This window comes from Pseudomonas sp. F(2018), assembly GCF_005508865.1.
Lineage (GTDB): Bacteria > Pseudomonadota > Gammaproteobacteria > Pseudomonadales > Pseudomonadaceae > Aquipseudomonas.
Genome location: NZ_SCOM01000002.1, coordinates 86,228 through 102,287, shown reverse-complemented (window position 1 = coordinate 102,287; position 16,060 = coordinate 86,228). Strand labels below are relative to the sequence as shown.

The 16,060-nt window shown below is 66.7% G+C and carries 18 protein-coding genes and 1 riboswitch; of the genes, 10 read left to right on the top strand and 8 right to left on the bottom strand.

Annotation, left to right across the window (positions count from 1 at the left end):
- Window position 1: 1 nt before the first annotated feature.
- Entirely contained in the window at window positions 2-340 is a 339-nt protein-coding gene (locus tag FFS62_RS08365; protein ID WP_137972377.1) for a helix-turn-helix domain-containing protein, read from the bottom strand.
- 226 nt (window positions 341-566) lie between these two features.
- Here FFS62_RS08365 and FFS62_RS08360 point away from each other — a divergent pair, with 226 nt between their 5' ends.
- Both FFS62_RS08360 and FFS62_RS08350 read left to right on the top strand, forming a co-directional pair.
- Complete coding sequence (locus FFS62_RS08360) at window positions 567-1,208, top strand: helix-turn-helix transcriptional regulator (RefSeq protein WP_305955892.1); 642 nt, start codon at window positions 567-569, stop codon at window positions 1,206-1,208.
- Between the two features lie 579 nt (window positions 1,209-1,787).
- A complete protein-coding gene (locus FFS62_RS08350) occupies window positions 1,788-2,357 on the top strand; it encodes a flavin reductase family protein (RefSeq protein WP_137972374.1) in 570 nt (189 codons plus the stop codon).
- 6 nt (window positions 2,358-2,363) lie between these two features.
- On the opposite strand, the gene FFS62_RS08345 is transcribed toward FFS62_RS08350, so the two are convergent.
- From FFS62_RS08345 to cobG, 5 genes are all read right to left on the bottom strand, one after another.
- Window positions 2,364-3,203 (bottom strand): alpha/beta fold hydrolase, encoded by an 840-nt coding sequence (locus FFS62_RS08345; RefSeq protein ID WP_137972373.1) that lies wholly within the window; start codon window positions 3,201-3,203, stop codon window positions 2,364-2,366.
- 317 nt (window positions 3,204-3,520) lie between these two features.
- Window positions 3,521-5,188, bottom strand: coding sequence for a precorrin-3B C(17)-methyltransferase (gene cobJ / locus FFS62_RS08340; RefSeq protein ID WP_171016332.1), 1,668 nt, complete (start codon window positions 5,186-5,188; stop codon window positions 3,521-3,523).
- Between the two features lie 55 nt (window positions 5,189-5,243).
- Entirely contained in the window at window positions 5,244-5,987 is a 744-nt protein-coding gene (locus tag FFS62_RS08335) for a precorrin-2 C(20)-methyltransferase (RefSeq protein WP_137972372.1), read from the bottom strand.
- Complete coding sequence (locus FFS62_RS08330; protein WP_137972371.1) at window positions 5,987-6,613, bottom strand: precorrin-8X methylmutase; 627 nt, start codon at window positions 6,611-6,613, stop codon at window positions 5,987-5,989. The genes FFS62_RS08335 and FFS62_RS08330 overlap by 1 nt, the downstream gene beginning before the upstream one ends.
- The gene (gene cobG / locus FFS62_RS08325; protein WP_371920111.1) at window positions 6,610-7,926 is read right to left on the bottom strand and encodes a precorrin-3B synthase; all 1,317 of its coding nucleotides are present in this window, start codon (window positions 7,924-7,926) and stop codon (window positions 6,610-6,612) included. Before cobG ends, FFS62_RS08330 begins: the two co-directional genes overlap by 4 nt.
- 90 nt (window positions 7,927-8,016) lie before the next feature.
- Window positions 8,017-8,213, bottom strand: a riboswitch (cobalamin riboswitch).
- A gap of 63 nt (window positions 8,214-8,276) precedes the next feature.
- Between cobG and cbiE the strand changes: the two genes are divergently transcribed.
- Genes cbiE through FFS62_RS08310 form a run of 3 tightly spaced genes read left to right on the top strand, consistent with a single transcriptional unit; the run spans window position 8,277 to window position 10,920 of the window.
- Entirely contained in the window at window positions 8,277-9,479 is a 1,203-nt protein-coding gene (gene cbiE, locus FFS62_RS08320) for a precorrin-6y C5,15-methyltransferase (decarboxylating) subunit CbiE (protein ID WP_137972369.1), read from the top strand.
- The gene (locus tag FFS62_RS08315; RefSeq protein WP_137972368.1) at window positions 9,476-10,210 is read left to right on the top strand and encodes a cobalt-precorrin-6A reductase; all 735 of its coding nucleotides are present in this window, start codon (window positions 9,476-9,478) and stop codon (window positions 10,208-10,210) included. Before cbiE ends, FFS62_RS08315 begins: the two co-directional genes overlap by 4 nt.
- Window positions 10,207-10,920: a ferredoxin gene (locus FFS62_RS08310; RefSeq protein WP_137972367.1), complete on the top strand. Its 714-nt coding sequence runs from the start codon at window positions 10,207-10,209 to the stop codon at window positions 10,918-10,920. Before FFS62_RS08315 ends, FFS62_RS08310 begins: the two co-directional genes overlap by 4 nt.
- Before the next feature lie 119 nt (window positions 10,921-11,039).
- Here FFS62_RS08310 and ttcA read toward each other — a convergent pair whose 3' ends face one another.
- Window positions 11,040-11,867, bottom strand: coding sequence for a tRNA 2-thiocytidine(32) synthetase TtcA (gene ttcA / locus FFS62_RS08305; protein WP_137972366.1), 828 nt, complete (start codon window positions 11,865-11,867; stop codon window positions 11,040-11,042).
- An 85-nt stretch (window positions 11,868-11,952) separates the two neighbouring features.
- Here ttcA and FFS62_RS08300 point away from each other — a divergent pair, with 85 nt between their 5' ends.
- From FFS62_RS08300 to FFS62_RS08285, 4 genes are all read left to right on the top strand, one after another.
- Window positions 11,953-12,543 (top strand): DNA-J related domain-containing protein, encoded by a 591-nt coding sequence (locus tag FFS62_RS08300; RefSeq protein ID WP_137972365.1) that lies wholly within the window; start codon window positions 11,953-11,955, stop codon window positions 12,541-12,543.
- A 167-nt stretch (window positions 12,544-12,710) separates the two neighbouring features.
- Complete coding sequence (locus tag FFS62_RS08295) at window positions 12,711-13,310, top strand: Yip1 family protein (protein WP_137972364.1); 600 nt, start codon at window positions 12,711-12,713, stop codon at window positions 13,308-13,310.
- Window positions 13,311-13,443: 133 nt separating this feature from the next.
- Window positions 13,444-14,115 (top strand): Yip1 family protein, encoded by a 672-nt coding sequence (locus FFS62_RS08290; RefSeq protein WP_137972363.1) that lies wholly within the window; start codon window positions 13,444-13,446, stop codon window positions 14,113-14,115.
- 33 nt (window positions 14,116-14,148) lie between these two features.
- Complete coding sequence (locus FFS62_RS08285) at window positions 14,149-14,661, top strand: SprT family zinc-dependent metalloprotease (protein WP_256662172.1); 513 nt, start codon at window positions 14,149-14,151, stop codon at window positions 14,659-14,661.
- 37 nt (window positions 14,662-14,698) lie between these two features.
- On the opposite strand, the gene FFS62_RS08280 is transcribed toward FFS62_RS08285, so the two are convergent.
- Window positions 14,699-15,319: a LysE family translocator gene (locus tag FFS62_RS08280; RefSeq protein WP_137972361.1), complete on the bottom strand. Its 621-nt coding sequence runs from the start codon at window positions 15,317-15,319 to the stop codon at window positions 14,699-14,701.
- Window positions 15,320-15,564: 245 nt separating this feature from the next.
- On the opposite strand from FFS62_RS08280, the gene FFS62_RS08275 reads away from it, so the two are divergent.
- A complete protein-coding gene (locus tag FFS62_RS08275) occupies window positions 15,565-16,056 on the top strand; it encodes an Lrp/AsnC family transcriptional regulator (protein ID WP_137972360.1) in 492 nt (163 codons plus the stop codon).
- Window positions 16,057-16,060: the final 4 nt, after the last annotated feature.

Below are 16,060 nucleotides of genomic sequence, written 5' to 3'. Positions count from 1 at the left end.
TCTAGGCCTCCGTGCCGGTTTTACGGTGCGAAACAGGAACGTAACGGCTATCCTTGGACCCATTGCGCGGGAAGGACTCGGCGCGATTCGGCCGTTGCCGATGGGGGGTGCCATCCGGATTCCAGCGCTCTGGCCACAGCTCGATCGGCTCGACGCCGAGACGTTCAGCGATGGCGCGTTCGATGCGCGGATAGGGAGCCTGCTTCACCGCCCGGATGGCCCGGTCGGTGACGGCGAGCTGGCGAGCCAGCTCGGCCGGTGCGCAGCCGTGGATACGCAGTTGGTATTTGATCCACTCCCAGCGCTGGGCTGGATCGCGTGGCATTTCAGCGATGTTCATCAGTAACAACCATCTTGGCGGGTGGTTTTTTTAGGCTGTTTAACGGCCTGTTACGGATAAACATAGCTAACCAGCTTTATCGGATCAAGCAAAAAAGCTAGTTCCGAATGAACTTTTCGCTATTCGAGCAAAGCAGAGCAGCTATAGCCCAATGAAATCAGGTAGTTACACTCAATCGGAACAAACGGAACCTGGCGAGCCGGCGGTTCCGTTCAGCCCTGATTCAATCGGAACTCGCATTGAAGCGCTGGCAGCTCGTGTTGGCGGCAAGCGAGAGCTAGCTAACCTGTCAGGCATACATGAAACTCAGCTGTACAAGTACATCAAAGGCGCAAACGCTCCGAGCATTGCTGTGGCCGTAGCCTTAGCCCAGGCGGGAAATGAGAGCCTCGATTGGCTTCTGCTGGGCAAAGTCCCTGCTGCGCCAGTGCAGAGCGGCGACGACGAAGACATCTATGCTTACGTCCCCCTCTACGACGCGCGCTGCAGCGCCGGTAGCGGCGCCTGGAATGAACGGTCCCGCGTCCTGGTCAATCTGTCCTTCACTCGCTATAGCCTGCGCAAGAAAGGGCTCACGTCCACCGACCTGGCGTGCCTGCGCGTGGACGGCGACTCGATGACTGGGCTGCTGGAGGATGGCGACACGGTCATGATCGACCTGCGCCGCAATACGCTTGAGGGCGAGGGTGTCTACGTGGTGATGCTTGATGACCACCTGTACGCCAAGCGCCTGCAGCGCCAGTTCGATGGATCGGTGCTCATCATCAGCCACAACAAGGAATATCAACCGATGACGGTGCCCAAGGAGCGCCTGGCTGAGCTGCAGATCATCGGCCGCGTGGTCTGGGCCGGGGGCTGGATGGTCTAGGGGCGCGCCTTCCCCTGGCCTGGTGCCAAACCGCTTGCGAAATTAGACAACCACCACCCAGGCCGGCCCGTTTCGGCCTCGCGCCCCTTTGGCACCGGCCACCCGCCGCAACCCCGCATCATCCGGCCTCTTCCGGCTTCCCCCGGCATCTTCCGGCCACTCCCCCCCAGTGCCATACCCATAACCTCCCCACAGCGAGTAACACCCTACAGAAACAACACCGAATCCCCCAGACAACTCCCCGCCCCTTCAGGAGGGTGAGCGGAATCGTTGTGTAGAGGGGTGAGCCGCATGGATGCGGCGAAAGGCTTAAAGGGCCATGGATGGCCCTTGTAAGCCGACCCTCAGAGCAATGATGGAGCGAACGAACCCGGAGCGAAGCGCAGGGCCGGATGGCGGGGCAAGACCTTTTGGTTCCTTTTGGGGCGACTGCCAAAAGGGACCCGCCCAGCAGGGCGGAATCAATGCCCCAGCCAACGCAGCAACCAGCCAACGCACAAACCGAAAGCCAACGCAGTTGCCGAACCCCAGCCCTACAAGCGAGCATCAACCCCACTCTCGCAGTCTGGAAGAACCCCCATGAACTCCCACCAAAAGCAGGTAGACCTCGCCAAGGCCTATCGCCTCCTAAACCACGGCCCTACGGTTCTAGTGTCAGCCCGCCACGACGGCGTCGACAACGTCATGGCCGCCGCCTGGGCCTGCGTCCTCGACTTCTCCCCACCCAAGCTCACCGTGGTTCTCGACAAGGCCACCCGCACCCGCGAACTGATCGAATGCAGCGGCCGCTTCGTCATCCAGGTACCCACCGCCGCCCAGCTGCAGCTGACCAACCAGGTCGGCAACAACAGCCTCAAGGACGATCCGGACAAGCTGGCCAAGGCCGGCGTCGAGCTGTTCGACATGCCCGGCCATGACCTGCCCTTCGTGCAAGGCTGCTCGGCCTGGATGGCCTGCGAGCTGATCGCCGAGCCGCACAACCAGAACGCCTACGACCTGTTCATTGGCGAAGTGGTCGGTGCCTGGGCCGACGACCGCGTGTTCCGCGACGGCCGCTGGCACTTCGAGGAGGCCGGCCCGGCCTGGCGCAGCCTGCACCATGTGGCCGGCGGGCATTTCTACGCCATCGGCGAGGCGCTCAAGGCCTAGGAACTCTCACTCGACGAACGCGGCTATATGCCTGGCGCAGGCCAGCGGGTACTGCAGATGCGGGCCGTGGCCGGAGCTCGGCAGGGTCAGCAGCTGCAGGGTCGGCAGCGCGCCGCTAAGGGCGTGCCAGTTCTCCACCGGGAAGACGATGTCGTGGCTGCCGCCGATGTGCAGCACGGGAATGCCCGTGCGCTTGAGCGCGTCGAGCAGCGGCGGCACCGGGATGATCGGGTTGCGCGGCCCGTCGCCCAGCTGCTGGCCGGCCCACTCGTGGGGCACCGGCGGGCACTGGCCCGAGGTACGCGAAGCGATGCGCGCGGCCGACTGGGTTGCCGCCGCGCGGCTGTCCTGGGACAGCGGCTCGAAGAACAGGTGGACGAAGTCCTCGAAGTCGTTTTCCCGCCGCGCCAGCTCGTAGAACAGCGGCTCGCCCATGCGCACCAGCTCGCCAGGCGGCGTGGTGCCGAACAGCAGCAGATGACTGAGCAACTGCGGCGCCTGCAGGAACACCAGCTGCGCGGCGATACCACCGAGTGACCAGCCGCCTAGCACCAAGCGTTGCAGGCCGAGGGCGGCGATCAGGTCGAGAGTGTCGCGGGCCAGGCGCGCCGGGTCGTAACTGGGTTCGCCGCCGGAAAGGCCCAGGCCGCTGTAGTCGAAGACGTACACCCTGAAGCCCTGCTCGGCGAGCGCATCGAGGAACAGCGGGTCCCAGGAATCCATGGTGCCGCGAAAGCGCACGCACAGCAGCAGCGGCGTGCCCTCGCCGATCACCCGATAGGCCAGGCGACGGCCATTGCTCTCGACGAACTGGTTGGGTACCTGGTGGGCGGGCTGGCGCGGCATGGCGGGCGACTCCTCTGCTGGACTCCGAAGAGCGTAGCCGGCCCCATCACATGCGGAACGCTTCGCCCTCCTACACATTGCCCTCGAGGTGCCCTTTGGCTCGCCGCATCAACGCCGGTATCTCGCTCACCAGGTAGTCCCAGAATCGCTCGTTGTTCACCGTCTCGGCCACTATCCGGGGCGGCAGAAAGCGCTGCATTTCCTTGCGGAAGTCGGCCTTTACCTGCGGATCGCTGGACAGCGAAGCGGCGTAGAACTGAAAACCCCAAGACTCAACAGAAAATAACGAGAACAGTCATTTTCTGTTGAGTGATTGCTCAAACCTGCGGATACCACCGCGGCGTATACACCCACTCGCCGCCGCCCTGACGCGGGAAGCGGCGGGTCTGGCTGGAGCCGATGATCACCAGAGTGCGCATGTCCACCAGCTCCGGGGTCAGCTCGCCGAGGGTGAGCACGCGCAGGGCCTCGGCCGGGCGGCCGATGTCGCGGCCGAGCACCACCAGGGTCTGCGGTTCACGGTGCTGGCGCAGCAGGTCAAGGGCGCGGCCGAGTTGCCAGGGACGCGCCTTGGAGATCGGGTTGTAGAAGGCCATGGCCAGGTCAGCGGCGGCAGCATGCTGCAGGCGCTTCTCGATCACCGCCCAGGGCTTGAGGTTGTCGGACAGGGAGATCAGGCAGAAGTCGTGGCCCAGCGGCGCGCCGGCGCGGGCCGCGGTGGCCAAGGCGGCGGAAATACCGGGCAGCACTTCCAGCTCGACGCCCTGCCAGCGCGCATCGCTGGAGGCTTCCAGCGCTTCCATCACCGCGGCGGCCATGGCGAACACGCCCGGATCACCGGAGGACACCATCACCACGCTTCGGCCCTGTGCGGCCAGCTCGAAGGCGTGGGCGGCGCGCTGCAGCTCCTCGCGATTGTCGCTGGCATGCAGGCACTGGTCGGCGCGATAGGGGCCGGCCATGGTCACGTAGGTCTCGTAGCCGAGCACGTCTTCGGCCTCGTCCAGCGCACGGCGCACGGCCGGGGCCAGCAGCTCGGCACAACCGGGGCCGATGCCGACCACGCTGAGGCGACCGCGCGTGCGGCCGATGGCAGCAGCGGCTTGCGGACTATCGGCCAGATGCAGACTCAGCCCCGCTTTTTCATAGCAGGCAGAGGGCAGCGCCGTGCTCGACTCGATAAAACGCAGAGGTACCTTCAGCTCGGCGGCGGCCTGCTCGGCGAACGGCAACGAACGTCCTTCGCCCTCGACCAGCAGTGCAGCCAGCGCCGCCTCGGCCAGACCGGCCTCGGCCATCGCGGCGCGCAGATGGGCAGCCAGCTCGGCGGACGGCTCGGCGCAACGCGCCAGCACCCGGCGTGGATGGATCAGCAGCGCATCGTCGCCGCTGGCGGCGGCCACATCGATACGCAGGCAGCGCTCGCCCTCGGCATGCAGAGGCAGGTTGGCCTGCTCCAGCCAGGGCGCCTCACCCTCGACACGCAGGCGCGCACCGCCGAGCAGATCGCTGACCAGACGCTTGCCCTGCTGCAGGTCGGCCAGGGCATAGCCGGCTGGCGGGTCGAGCAGGCAGGTGCCGAAGCGCAGCTCGCCACTGGTGGTGATGGCCGGCGCCACCGCCAGCCACTCGCCCAGCTCGCGGGCCAGGCGATTGACGCCAGCCAGGCCGCCGAGCAGCGGCACCACGGCGCTGCCGTCTTCGGCCAGGGCCAGTACCGGCGGCTCCATGCCCTTCTCCACCAAGGCCGAAGCCAGGCTGCGGATGACGATGCCGGCGGCGCACAAGGCGATGATCGGTGTGCCCGCGCGGTACAGGCCACGCAGGTGTTCGGCGAATTCGCGGTAGCTCTCGTCGACCTCCTCCACTCGCCCGGCCAGGCCGTGGATGCGCGCCTGCGGATAGTGCTGCTGCACGCGGCGCGCGGTGGCCAGCGCCGAGGGGCCGAGAATAACGATGGCAGGAGCCTGTAGCTCGGATGCAATCCGGGGCGGCGCGTTTTCCCGGATTGCATCCGAGCTACGCGAATCGCGAGTGTCTTCAGCCACGCCACTTCTCCCCCGGCACCAGGATCATTGAGAAGTACGGCGAGGCCAGCGGGTCGACCTGGTCCAGCGGCACTATGTGCTGGTTGTCCATGGTCGCGCGCTCCACGTAGTGGGCGCGTTCGGCCAGGCCGAGGCGTTGCAGCACGCGGCGCACCTTGTCGAAGTTGCGTCCGAGCTTCATCACCACGGCAGCCTCGGCGTTGCGCAGGCGCTGTTCCAGCTCCTCTTCCGGCAGCACGCCGGAGAGCACGCTCAAGCTCTGGTTGCGATAGACCAGCGGTGTGCCCAGCACCGAGGCACAGCCAAGCATGGAGCACACGCCGGGCACCACTTCGGCCTCGTACTGCTCGGCGAGGCGGTCGTGCAGGTACATGTAAGAGCCGTAGAAGAACGGGTCGCCCTCGCAGATCACCGCCACGTCGCGGCCGGCATCCAGCTCGGCGGCGATCTGCGCGGCGCAGGTGTCATAGAAGTCGGCGATCACATCCTCGTAGGTCAGCGGCGGCTCCAGTTTCTCGGTGGTCACCGGGTAGACCAGCGGCAGGCGGCGCTGCGCATCGGTGAGATGGGCCTCGATGATGCCGAAGGCGTTGCCGCCCTGGCCCTTGCTAGCCTTGGCCTTGGCCACGAAGTAGCCCACCACCGGGGCGGACTGCAGCAGGCGCAGGGCTTTGAGGGTGATCAGCTCCGGATCGCCGGGGCCGACGCCGAGGCCAAGCAGACGTCCCTTGCGCATCACTCCACCTCCGTGGCCAGGGCGTTGACCGCAGCGGCGGCCATGGCGCTGCCGCCGCGACGGCCGCGCACGATCACGTAGGGCACGCCGCGGCTGTCGGCGGCGAGCATGTCCTTGGATTCTGCAGCGCCGATAAAGCCCACCGGCATGCCGAGGATCAGCGCCGGCTTCGGTGCGCCGGCGTCGAGCATCTCCAGCAGGTAGAACAGCGCAGTCGGCGCATTGCCGATCACTACCACGCTGCCTTCCAGGTGTTCGCGCCAGTGTTCCAGGGCGGCCGCCGAACGGGTGTTGCCCAGCTCGCGGGCCAGCTGCGGCACATCCGCTTCATTGAGGGTGCAGATCACCGGGTTGTTGGCCGGCAGGCGCGCGCGGGTGATGCCCTCGGCCACCATGCGCGCGTCGCAGAGGATCGGCGCACCCTTGGCCAGGGCGGCGCGGCCGGCAGCGCCGGCACCGGACGAGAAGCGCAGGTCCTGCACCACGTCGACCATGCCGCAGGCGTGGATCAGGCGTACGGCGAGCTTTTCCAGGTCGGCCGGGATGCCACGCAAATCAGCCTCGGCGCGGATGGTGGCGAAGGACTGGCGATAGATCTCCTGACCATCGCGGATGTAATCGATCATTCGGAGTTTCCTGCGGCGAGGCGCTCGCCGGCTTGGTCGATATCGAGGGACGTCGCCAGCAGGCGGCCGAACCCGGCCTGGCCCTGCTCGCGGCGATAGAGGTCGTAACGGCCGCCGGGCTGGGCCAGCAGCGTGTAGGGTGCGATATGCGCGGCCGCGCAGCTGCGCGGGCAGCCGCTCAGGTGCATCTGGGCCGGCCCATTTAGGCCAAGGCGCTCGGCCAGACGCAGGGCATCGACCTTGGTGTCCGCCGCCGCCTTGGCACAGCCGGCGCTGCCGCTGCAGGCGAGCAGGCGCGCCAGCGGTGCGCGGGTATCCAGCAGCAGGCCGATATCGGTCAAGACTTCGGCCACAGCAGCCTGGCGAGTAGCTGGAATATCCGGCAGCAGCACGCCCTGCCAGGGCGTGAGGCGCAGCTCGCCGCTGCCTTCGGTCTCGGCCAGATCGGCCAGGGCCCACAGCTGGGTGGCCTCAAGGCGGCCCAAGGGTGCGCCGGCCAGCCACATGACCAGCCCGGGTTGCGCCTGGGCATGGGCGCCCAGCGCCGCGCCATCCAACTCACTCCTCTGCGGCGCAACCGGCGATGCGCCCAGGGCAAAGGGCAGGCGCGCCCGCAGGCGAGTGAGGAAGTCCGCCCGCGGCAGTTCGGCCAGCAGCTGGCGCATGCGGCTGTGCTCGCCGGCCAGTTCGAGGAACAGCTGCAGCGCAGTCTTTACCAGAGGCTCTGCCTGCTCCAGCTGGATGCTGGCCAAGGCCTGGTCGCGCGGCGTACCGGCCAGGCCGAAGGCCAGCTGCGTGCCGCCGGACAAGGCGCTGAGCCAGATATCGTGCGGGTGGTCGAGCATGGCCAGGGCCTCGCCGCCGTCCAGCTGCAGGGCGAACTTGGCGGAGAGGGCGTGGAACTCGGGCGTGTCTTGAAGCAAAGCCAGCAGCCGATCGGCCAGCGGGCGGGTGTCCAGATGGGCGGCCGGATCACGACCGGCGGCGGGGCTGAGCAGCAGGTTGCGTACATCGTCGGCAGCGGCCTGCCGCGGGCCGAGGCCGGCGGCGAGCAGGTGCGCCACCAGCGCGCTCTGTTCGCCCTCGCGCACGCCGCGGATCTGCAGGTTGCTGCGGTTGGTCAGTTCCAGCACGCCGCTGGCGCACATGCGCGCCGCCTCGGCCATCGCACGGGCCTGGGCACTGGTCAGCAACCCGCCGGGCAGCTTGACCCGGCAGATGCCGCCGTCCAGCGCGGACACGACGCGCCACAATCCCGGGCAGGCGGAGGGCCTGGGGATGGCTGCGACGGAGGCGGATGGATCGTGCTTCAAGCGGTCACCGACAACGAACGACGCGGCGACCGAACCAGTGAAATCCGCACAGGGATTTCTTGGCATCGGTACACCCCGCCCGATGTTGGCACTCGCGACTGCGTCGTCGGCAGGTCTCCTGGCTGACAGGTCCTCATCGCTGCACGGCCTTCCCGATTGCTCAGTGGCGTGTGTGTGAAGCGACTCGCTGCTTACAGTTGCGGGGGCAGCCACGGCTTGTACCGTGTTCCCTCTTAGGCCCGCTGGCTCCCCTGGAGGGGCCGGGCACCGACGAAGGCGCTATTATGCCCGCTTTTCGCGGCACCGGGCCAAGCCCGCGCGTCGCCCCGCAAGGCATCGAGGAGACACAGATGACGGCCTGGCTGACGGTATTGGGCATAGGCGAAGACGGTTATGCCGGCCTGGGCAAGGCGGCGCGCCGCGCGCTGCTGGCGGCCAAGTGCATCGTCGGTGCGCCGCGCCAGCTCGACCTGCTGCCACCGTGCATCCGCGTCCCGCGCGAAGCCTGGCCTAGCCCCTTCAGCCTGGAGTCGGTGCTGCAACGGCGCGGCACACCGACCTGCGTGCTGGCCAGCGGCGACCCCATGCTCTACGGCGTCGGCGCCAGCCTGGCGCGTCAGCTGGATCAGGGCGAGATGCTGGTGCTGCCGGCGCCCTCCTCCTATTCCCTGGCCGCCGCGCGCCTGGGCTGGCCGCTGCAGGACGTGACCCTGCTGTCGGTGGTGGCACGCCCGCTGCCCGCCGTCGCCCGCCATTTGCATGACGGCCAGCGCCTGCTGATCCTGTGCAACGACGGCAGCAGCCCGAGCGCTATTGCCACCCTGCTGCGCGAACGCGGTTTCGGCGCCAGCCGCCTGAGCGTGCTGGAACATCTGGGAGGTCCGCTGGAGCGGCGCATCGATGGCCTGGCCGCCGACTGGAATATCGACCAGGTCGCCACGCTGAATCTGCTGGCCGTCGAGTGTCGCGCCGATGCCGGCGTGCAAGCGCTACCACTGACCATCGGCCTGCCCGACGACGCCTACCGCCACGACGGCCAGCTGACCAAGCGCGACGTGCGCGCCATCACCGTGGCCCGCCTGGCGCCGCGCCCCGGCGAGCTGCTGTGGGATGTCGGCGCCGGCTGCGGTTCGATCGGCATCGAGTGGCTGCGCAGCCACCCGAGCTGCCGCGCCATCGCCATCGAGGCCAACGAGGGTCGCCAGCAGCTGATCGCGCATAACCGCGATGGGCTCGGCGTGCCGCAGCTGCAGCTGGTTGCCGGCGAGGCGCCGGAGGCACTGGCCGGCCTGGAATTCCCCGATGCCATCTTTATCGGTGGTGGCGTCACCGTGCCCGGCGTGCTGGAGCTGTGCTGGCAGGCGCTCAAGCCCGGCGGCCGGTTGATCGCCAATGCCGTGACCCTGCAGAGCGAGGCCATGCTGGTGGCCTTCCGCGCACAGCACGGCGGCGAGCTGACCCGCATCGCCATCGCCCAGGCCCAGCCGTTGGGCGACTTCGACACCTGGCGCAGCGCCCTGCCGATCACCCTGCTGCACGTGCACAAGCCGTGACCCGCGTGCTGCTGCTCGGCGGCGTCGGCGACGCGCTGCGTCTGGCCCGTCGCCTGGGCCCCGAGCATCTGTACAGCCTGGCCGGGCTGGGCAAGGTGCCGGACGATCTGAGCTGTAAGGTTCGTGTGGGCGGCTTTGGCGGCGCCGAGGGCCTGGCCGAGTTTATTCGCACCGAAGGCTTCGACCTGCTGCTGGACGTCACCCATCCTTATGCAGCGCAGATCAGCGCCAATGCCGCCACCGCCGCGCGCCTGGCCGGCGTGCCCTGCTGGGCGCTGCGTCGTCCCGGCTGGCAGCCGCAACCTGGCGACGACTGGCGCGAGGTCACCGACTGGGCCGCGCTGATCCAGGCGCTGGCGCCCTTCGGCAAGCCCTTCTTCACCCTAGGTCGCGAGCCGCTGGCGCATCTCGACGGGATTCCCGCCCATCAGCACTGGACCCTGCGCCTGCTCGATGCCCAGCCCGAACACCCACGCGCGCGCTGCATCGCCGCGCGCGGCCCGTTCACCCTCGACGATGAACGCGCGCTGTTCGCCGCCGAGGGCTTCGATGTGCTGGTGAGCAAGAACAGCGGCGGCAATGCCACCGAGGCCAAGCTGCGGGTCGCCCGCGAACTAGGCCTGCCGGTATTGCTATTGGCACGCCCCGAATTGCCCGAGGTGGAGCGCGCCTTCGCCGACCCCGAAATCCTGTGGCAGGCACTGCAGCCGCTGCTCCGAGAAACCCGATGAAAACTGAAACCTACGCCCGCGTGCTGTTCGCCGGCCCCGACCTCGACCATGGCAGCTTCGCCGAGCTGACCCGCCGCCAGCTCACCGAGCAGTTCGGCGCCGCCGTGCTGGACGATCTGTTCGATACCAACGCCGGCTACGACGAACTCTGGGCGCGGGTGCGCGAGTGCCTGAGCGGCGCAGAGCTGCCGCTACTGGTCGTCGATCTCGACCCGCTGGGCGGCAGCCCGCAGCTGGACTGGCTGCGTGGCGAGTTGCAAGCCCTGGCCGGCGAACGCGCCGATCAACTGTTCGTCTGCACCGGCAATGCCGAGGACGTAACAGCGCTGGCCGCACTGATCCAGCAGCCGGACAAACACCTGGGCTGCGTGGACGTTCCGCAGCTACCGGAATCCCACTCCTGGTCGTGCATCCCGCCGCACCGCTATCGCGTGCTGCTGTGCAACGGCCCGCGCTGCACCCGGCGTGGCGCCCTGCCCCTGTGGAAGCTGTTGCGCGAAGAGCTGAAGGCGGTCGGCCGCCTGGAGACCGAGGATGGCGTGCATATCACCCGCACCCAGTGCCAGTTCCCCTGCGACCAGGGACCGACCCTGAGCGTCTACCCGAGTGGCGAGTGGTACCGCATCCGCGATGCGGCCGAGGTGAAGCGCCTGGTGCAGGAGCGTTTCGTCGAGGAGCGCACGGTGCCCGAGCTGATCATGCGCGCATGATCTTGCAAGGCATGTAGGGCGGGTGAAACCCGCGCGGTGCGATTACGCGGGTTTCACCCGCCCTACCAAAAAACTCATCCGCAAACGAAACCGGCCACTCTAAGCGGCCGGTCGGAGAATCACAGGTTCATCACGTCGAGGAAGCGTGGTGTGGCGCTGTCGTCGATCTTCAGGCTCTGGAAGTCGAACAGATTGCGGTCGGCCAGCTGCGAGGGCACCACGTTCTGCAGGGCGCGGAACATGATCTCGGTGCGGCCCGGGCTCTTGCGCTCCCACTCCACCAGCATTTCCTTGACCACCTGGCGCTGCAGGTTTTCCTGGGAGCCGCACAGGTTGCACGGGATGATCGGGAACTCCTTCATCACCGAGTAGGCCTCGATGTCCTTCTCGTTGCAGTAGGCCAGCGGGCGGATCACCACGTTGCGGCCGTCGTCGGACAGCAGCTTGGGCGGCATGGCCTTCAGCGTGCCGCCGTAGAACATGTTGAGGAAGAAGGTTTCCAGGATGTCATCGCGGTGGTGACCGAGGGCCATCTTGGTCGCACCAATCTCGTCGGCGTAGGTGTACAGGGTGCCGCGACGCAGGCGCGAGCACAGCGAGCAGGTGGTCTTGCCCTCGGGGATCTTCTCCTTGACCACCGAGTAGGTGTCCTTCTCGATGATGTGGTACGGCACGCCGATGGATTCCAGGTAGGCCGGCAGCACGTGCTCGGGGAAGCCGGGCTGCTTCTGGTCCATGTTCACCGCGACGATCTCGAACTTGATCGGCGCCACCTTCTGCAGGTACAGCAGGATGTCGAGCATGGTGTAGCTGTCCTTGCCGCCGGACAGGCAGACCATCACCTTGTCGCCATCCTCGATCATGTTGAAGTCGGCAATGGCTTCGCCGGCCAGGCGGCGCAGGCGTTTCTGCAGTTTGTTCTGGTTGACCGAAAGGCTGCTGGACATGGTGCTGGGGAATCCGGGTGAAGGCGAAAAGCTGGCCATTTTACGCACAAAGCCGGCGCTAGGCAGCCCGTGTTAGGCTGATCGGATGAACGACCTCGATCCCGCCCTCGACCTGCCCGACCAGCTGCACGCCCTGCTCCGCGAAGCGCCCGCCGGCATCAGCGAGTTCCACCTGATCCAGCAGCTCAAGGCCCGGCACTCCACGCACATCCCCAACCTCGGCCTGGCCGACAAGCTGGTGCTGTACCGCACCCACTTCCTGCTGTTCAACGCCCTCTACCTGCTCCGTGATCGCCTGTGGCAGGCGCAGAGCGCACACCTGGAGATCAGCCCGCTGTGCGTGCAACTGCAACCCTGGCGTCCGGGGCCCGCCGCGCTGGCCGAACACGACCCGCTGCGTGACTACTATCTCAATCTGCAACATTTGCGCGACACCACCGAGGACGACGTGGAGAAGCTGCTCTCCAGTTTCTGGACGCGCATGCAGGGCGGCGACGAGAAGCGCGCGGCCCTGGAGCTGTTCGAGCTGAATGGCGACCAGCCGCTCAATCTCGCCACTATCAAACAGCGCTACCGGCAACTGGTGAGCATCCACCACCCCGATCGCGGCGGCAGCACCAGCCGTCTGCAGTCGATCAACCTGGCGATGGAAATACTGCAGCGCTATTACGGCTGACTCTCAGAGAGCGATTCGCTCTAAAGCCACGGTTCATGCGGGCTGCGGCCTTCTCCTATACTGCGGCATACGGTCGCAGTGATTCGGCCGGCACCCGGCGACGCTGAGCACGCGCGCCGGGCGCTACGCTCCGGGGCGATCGAACAATAACAAGAGGAGGTGTCTGCATGATCCACCATGTTTGGGGGCTCTTCACCCATCCCGACCAAGAGTGGCAGGAAATCCGTGGCGAGGAGGAATCCATCAGCCACATGTACCTGACCCACGTCCTGATTCTCGCTGCCATACCCGCGCTCTGCGCCTTCTTCGGTACCACCGAAGTCGGTTGGCGCATCGGCGACGGCGAGGCGGTCAAGCTCACCGCGAACAGCGCGATGCAGATGACCTTCATGTCCTACCTGGCGATGCTCGCCGGCGTTGCCGTGATGGGCGCCTTCATCCACTGGATGGCGCGCACCTACGACTCCAACCCCACCCTCACCCAGTGCATCGTGTTCGCCGCCTACACCGCGACTCCGTTGTTCATCGGTGGCGTCGCCGCGCTGTACCCGAGCCTGTGGCTGGGCATGCTGATCGGCACGGTGGCGGTCTGCTACACGGTGTACCTGCTGTATGCGGGCATCCCGACGTTCATGGGTATTCCCCAGGACGAAGGCTTCATGTTCTCCAGCTCGGTGCTGGCCGTGGGCCTGGTGGTGCTGGTGGCGATGATCGCCTGCTCGGTGATCCTCTGGGGCTTCGGCGTGGGCCCTGTCTACACCAACTGATCGACGCCGAATGACGAGGCCGCCCACGGGCGGCCTTTTGTTTTGCCGCAAGGCTGCAGGACAAGAAAGTTGAACCCCGACGGCACCGGGTGGGCTCTAAGGCAATAAGCCGGCCCGCAGAGGAACGTCGCCCATGACTCCGCACTTCCTGAACCTGTTCACCCACCCGGACGCCGCCTGGCATGAGATCCGGCAGGAAGAGGAACAGCATTCCGCCCACTACCTCGGCCATCTGCTGCTGCTCGCCCTGATTCCCGCCGTGAGCCTGTACATCGGCACCACCGAGATCGGCTGGAGCCTGGCCGAGGACGAGCGGGTATTCCTGGACGAACGCAGCGCCCTGCTGCTGTCGCTCAACGTCTATTTCACCGCATTGATCGGCACGCTGATCATGGGCGGCTTCATCCGCTGGATGTCACGAACCTTCGACACCCGCCCCTCGCTGAACCAGTGCATCGGCTTCGCCGCCTACACCGCCACGCCGTTCTTCCTCGCCGGTCTGGCGGCGGTCTACCCCAGCCGCTGGCTGGCGGTGATCGTCCTGGCGTTGGCCTGCGCCTACTCGACCTTCCTGCTGTTCGTCGGCCTGCCCACCTTCATGCGCATCCGCCAGCAGCAGGGCATCGTCTACGCCGGCTCGGTGTGGGCGGTGGCGGTGCTGTCGGTGGTGACGCTGCTGGTCTCGGCCATCCTGCACTGGCACTTCTACATGCACCCGGTGTACGAGCGCACCACGCCGGAACAGGGCTACCCGACCCGCGAGGAAAGGCCGAGCGTGCAGGAGCAGCAACACAGCAACGACTGACTCGACCAGCGGTTGGTTTGGCCACGCCGGGTGATGCGGCATAATTGCCGCATGCCCGAATCGCTCTATGCCCGCGTTGAATCCTGCTACCAGCAGGCCGAAGACTTCTTCAAGCGCCCGTTCACTCGCCCCGAAATCAGCTTCAAGCTGCGCGGGCAGAAGGCCGGCGTGGCGCACCTGCAGGAGAACCTGCTGCGCTTCAACCCCAAGCTGTACGCGGAAAACCGCGAGCACTTCCTCAAGCAAACGGTGGCCCATGAAGTGGCGCACCTGGTGGCCCACCAGCTGTTCGGCCCGCGCATCCAGCCCCATGGCGAGGAATGGCAGCTGATCATGCGCGGCGTCTACGAGCTGCCGCCGGAGCGCTGCCATAACTACGACGTGGGCCGGCGCAAGGTCACCCGCTACCTTTACCTGTGCCAGTGCCCGGACGGCGAGTTCCCCTTCTCCAGCCAGCGCCACGGCCTGGTGCGCAAGGGCCGCCGCTACTTCTGCCGCCGTTGCCGGGCGACCCTGGTATTCAGCGGCGAGCAGCGGGTCGAATAGCCGCAGCCCGGACGGCAGGCGGGCGACCGAGGCCGGCTCAGCGCACCAGCATGGACAGGGCTGCGCCCAGCATCACCGTGGCAGCCCCACGGAACAGGTACTGCTGGGCCCTGGCACTCGACAGCAGGTAACGGATACGCACCGCCGCGCCGATGAACACCGCGCCGACAGCCACCAGCACCACCACCGTAAGCGGCACCAGCACCAGCCCCCAGCTGCCGAGAGAGACGCTCTGCAAGTCGATCGCCAAGGGCACCAGCGCGAGATAGAAGGCGATGGTCTTCGGATTACCCAGGGTAATGGTCAGTCCCGACACGGCCGCAGACAGCAGTTCGCGCTTCTGCGCGGGGCGGCCCACGACTATCTGCTGGTGGTCGGCGAACCAGAAGCGCCAGGCCAGATAGCCGAGATACAGTGCGGCTCCCCAGCGCACCAGTTGGAACAGCGGGTCGAAATGTTCGGCGATCAGCGCCAGGCCGAAGACGGCGAACGACAGATAGATCAGATCGCCCAGGATCAACCCGAGCAGCAGGCAGCTGCCCGAAACAGCCCCGCCGGCCACACTGCGGGCCACGAGAGCCGCCATGCCGGGGCCAGGCACGATCGCCGCGATCAGCAGCGACACCGAGTAAGTCATGAGTTGGGTCAGATCGAGCAAGCTGGAGTCCTCGGAGCGATGGTCGACGGCGCGGACCGCGGGCCGCGCAGCGTTCTCTCCTGATGGCCCTAGGCCGGCACCGGACGGCTCGCCGGATGAAGCGAGACCCGCCGTGCCAGCGGCTGGATGGTGCCGAGAGAACGGGAAAACTCTAACCCCGCTTCCCAGGAAAAACTTTTCTACTTGCGGCCAATAACGGGCAAAAAGGGTAGATTCTTCCCCAGACAAGCCAACAAGAGAAATCCATGACCGATTACACCTTGACGCTTACGGATGCCCGCATCCTCTCCGCCCTTCAGCAGGATGGCCGCATGGCCAACCAGACCCTGGCCGACCACATCGGCATGTCGGCGTCGCCGTGTTGGCGCAGGGTCCGGCAGCTGGAGGAACACCGTTATATCCAGGGCTACCGGGCCGTACTGGACCGACGCAAGATCGGGCTGGGGGTCATGGTGTTCATCCGCGTCAGCATCGATCGCCACAGCAGGACCGAGGCGCAGAAGTTCGAGGAGGAAGTCATGGGCCTGGAGGATGTCGTCGCCTGTTACAGCATCGGCGGTGACGCCGACTTTCTGCTGCAGGTGGTGGCGCGGGACCTGGACTCGTTCGCCGAATTTGCGATGACGGTCGTTCGCCAGCTACCCGGCATCAAGGAGATGCAGAGCATGTTCGTGCTCAAGGAGATCAAGCCCTTCACCTCGTTGCCGGTCAAACCGCCGCGGGTTGGCGGCGCATGACCGC

Excerpts from the sequence above, each read along its gene's own strand:
- FFS62_RS08365 (WP_137972377.1), bottom strand. The coding sequence starts at position 340 with ATGAACATCGCTGAAATGCCACGCGATCCAGCCCAGCGCTGGGAGTGG.
- FFS62_RS08350 (WP_137972374.1), top strand. The coding sequence starts at position 1,788 with ATGAACTCCCACCAAAAGCAGGTAGACCTCGCCAAGGCCTATCGCCTC.
- FFS62_RS08345 (WP_137972373.1), bottom strand. The coding sequence starts at position 3,203 with ATGCCGCGCCAGCCCGCCCACCAGGTACCCAACCAGTTCGTCGAGAGC.
- FFS62_RS08335 (WP_137972372.1), bottom strand. The coding sequence starts at position 5,987 with ATGCGCAAGGGACGTCTGCTTGGCCTCGGCGTCGGCCCCGGCGATCCG.
- FFS62_RS08330 (WP_137972371.1), bottom strand. The coding sequence starts at position 6,613 with ATGATCGATTACATCCGCGATGGTCAGGAGATCTATCGCCAGTCCTTC.
- cbiE (WP_137972369.1), top strand. The coding sequence starts at position 8,277 with ATGACGGCCTGGCTGACGGTATTGGGCATAGGCGAAGACGGTTATGCC.
- FFS62_RS08310 (WP_137972367.1), top strand. The coding sequence starts at position 10,207 with ATGAAAACTGAAACCTACGCCCGCGTGCTGTTCGCCGGCCCCGACCTC.
- ttcA (WP_137972366.1), bottom strand. The coding sequence starts at position 11,867 with ATGTCCAGCAGCCTTTCGGTCAACCAGAACAAACTGCAGAAACGCCTG.
- FFS62_RS08300 (WP_137972365.1), top strand. The coding sequence starts at position 11,953 with ATGAACGACCTCGATCCCGCCCTCGACCTGCCCGACCAGCTGCACGCC.
- FFS62_RS08295 (WP_137972364.1), top strand. The coding sequence starts at position 12,711 with ATGATCCACCATGTTTGGGGGCTCTTCACCCATCCCGACCAAGAGTGG.
- FFS62_RS08290 (WP_137972363.1), top strand. The coding sequence starts at position 13,444 with ATGACTCCGCACTTCCTGAACCTGTTCACCCACCCGGACGCCGCCTGG.
- FFS62_RS08285 (WP_256662172.1), top strand. The coding sequence starts at position 14,149 with ATGCGGCATAATTGCCGCATGCCCGAATCGCTCTATGCCCGCGTTGAA.
- FFS62_RS08275 (WP_137972360.1), top strand. The coding sequence starts at position 15,565 with ATGACCGATTACACCTTGACGCTTACGGATGCCCGCATCCTCTCCGCC.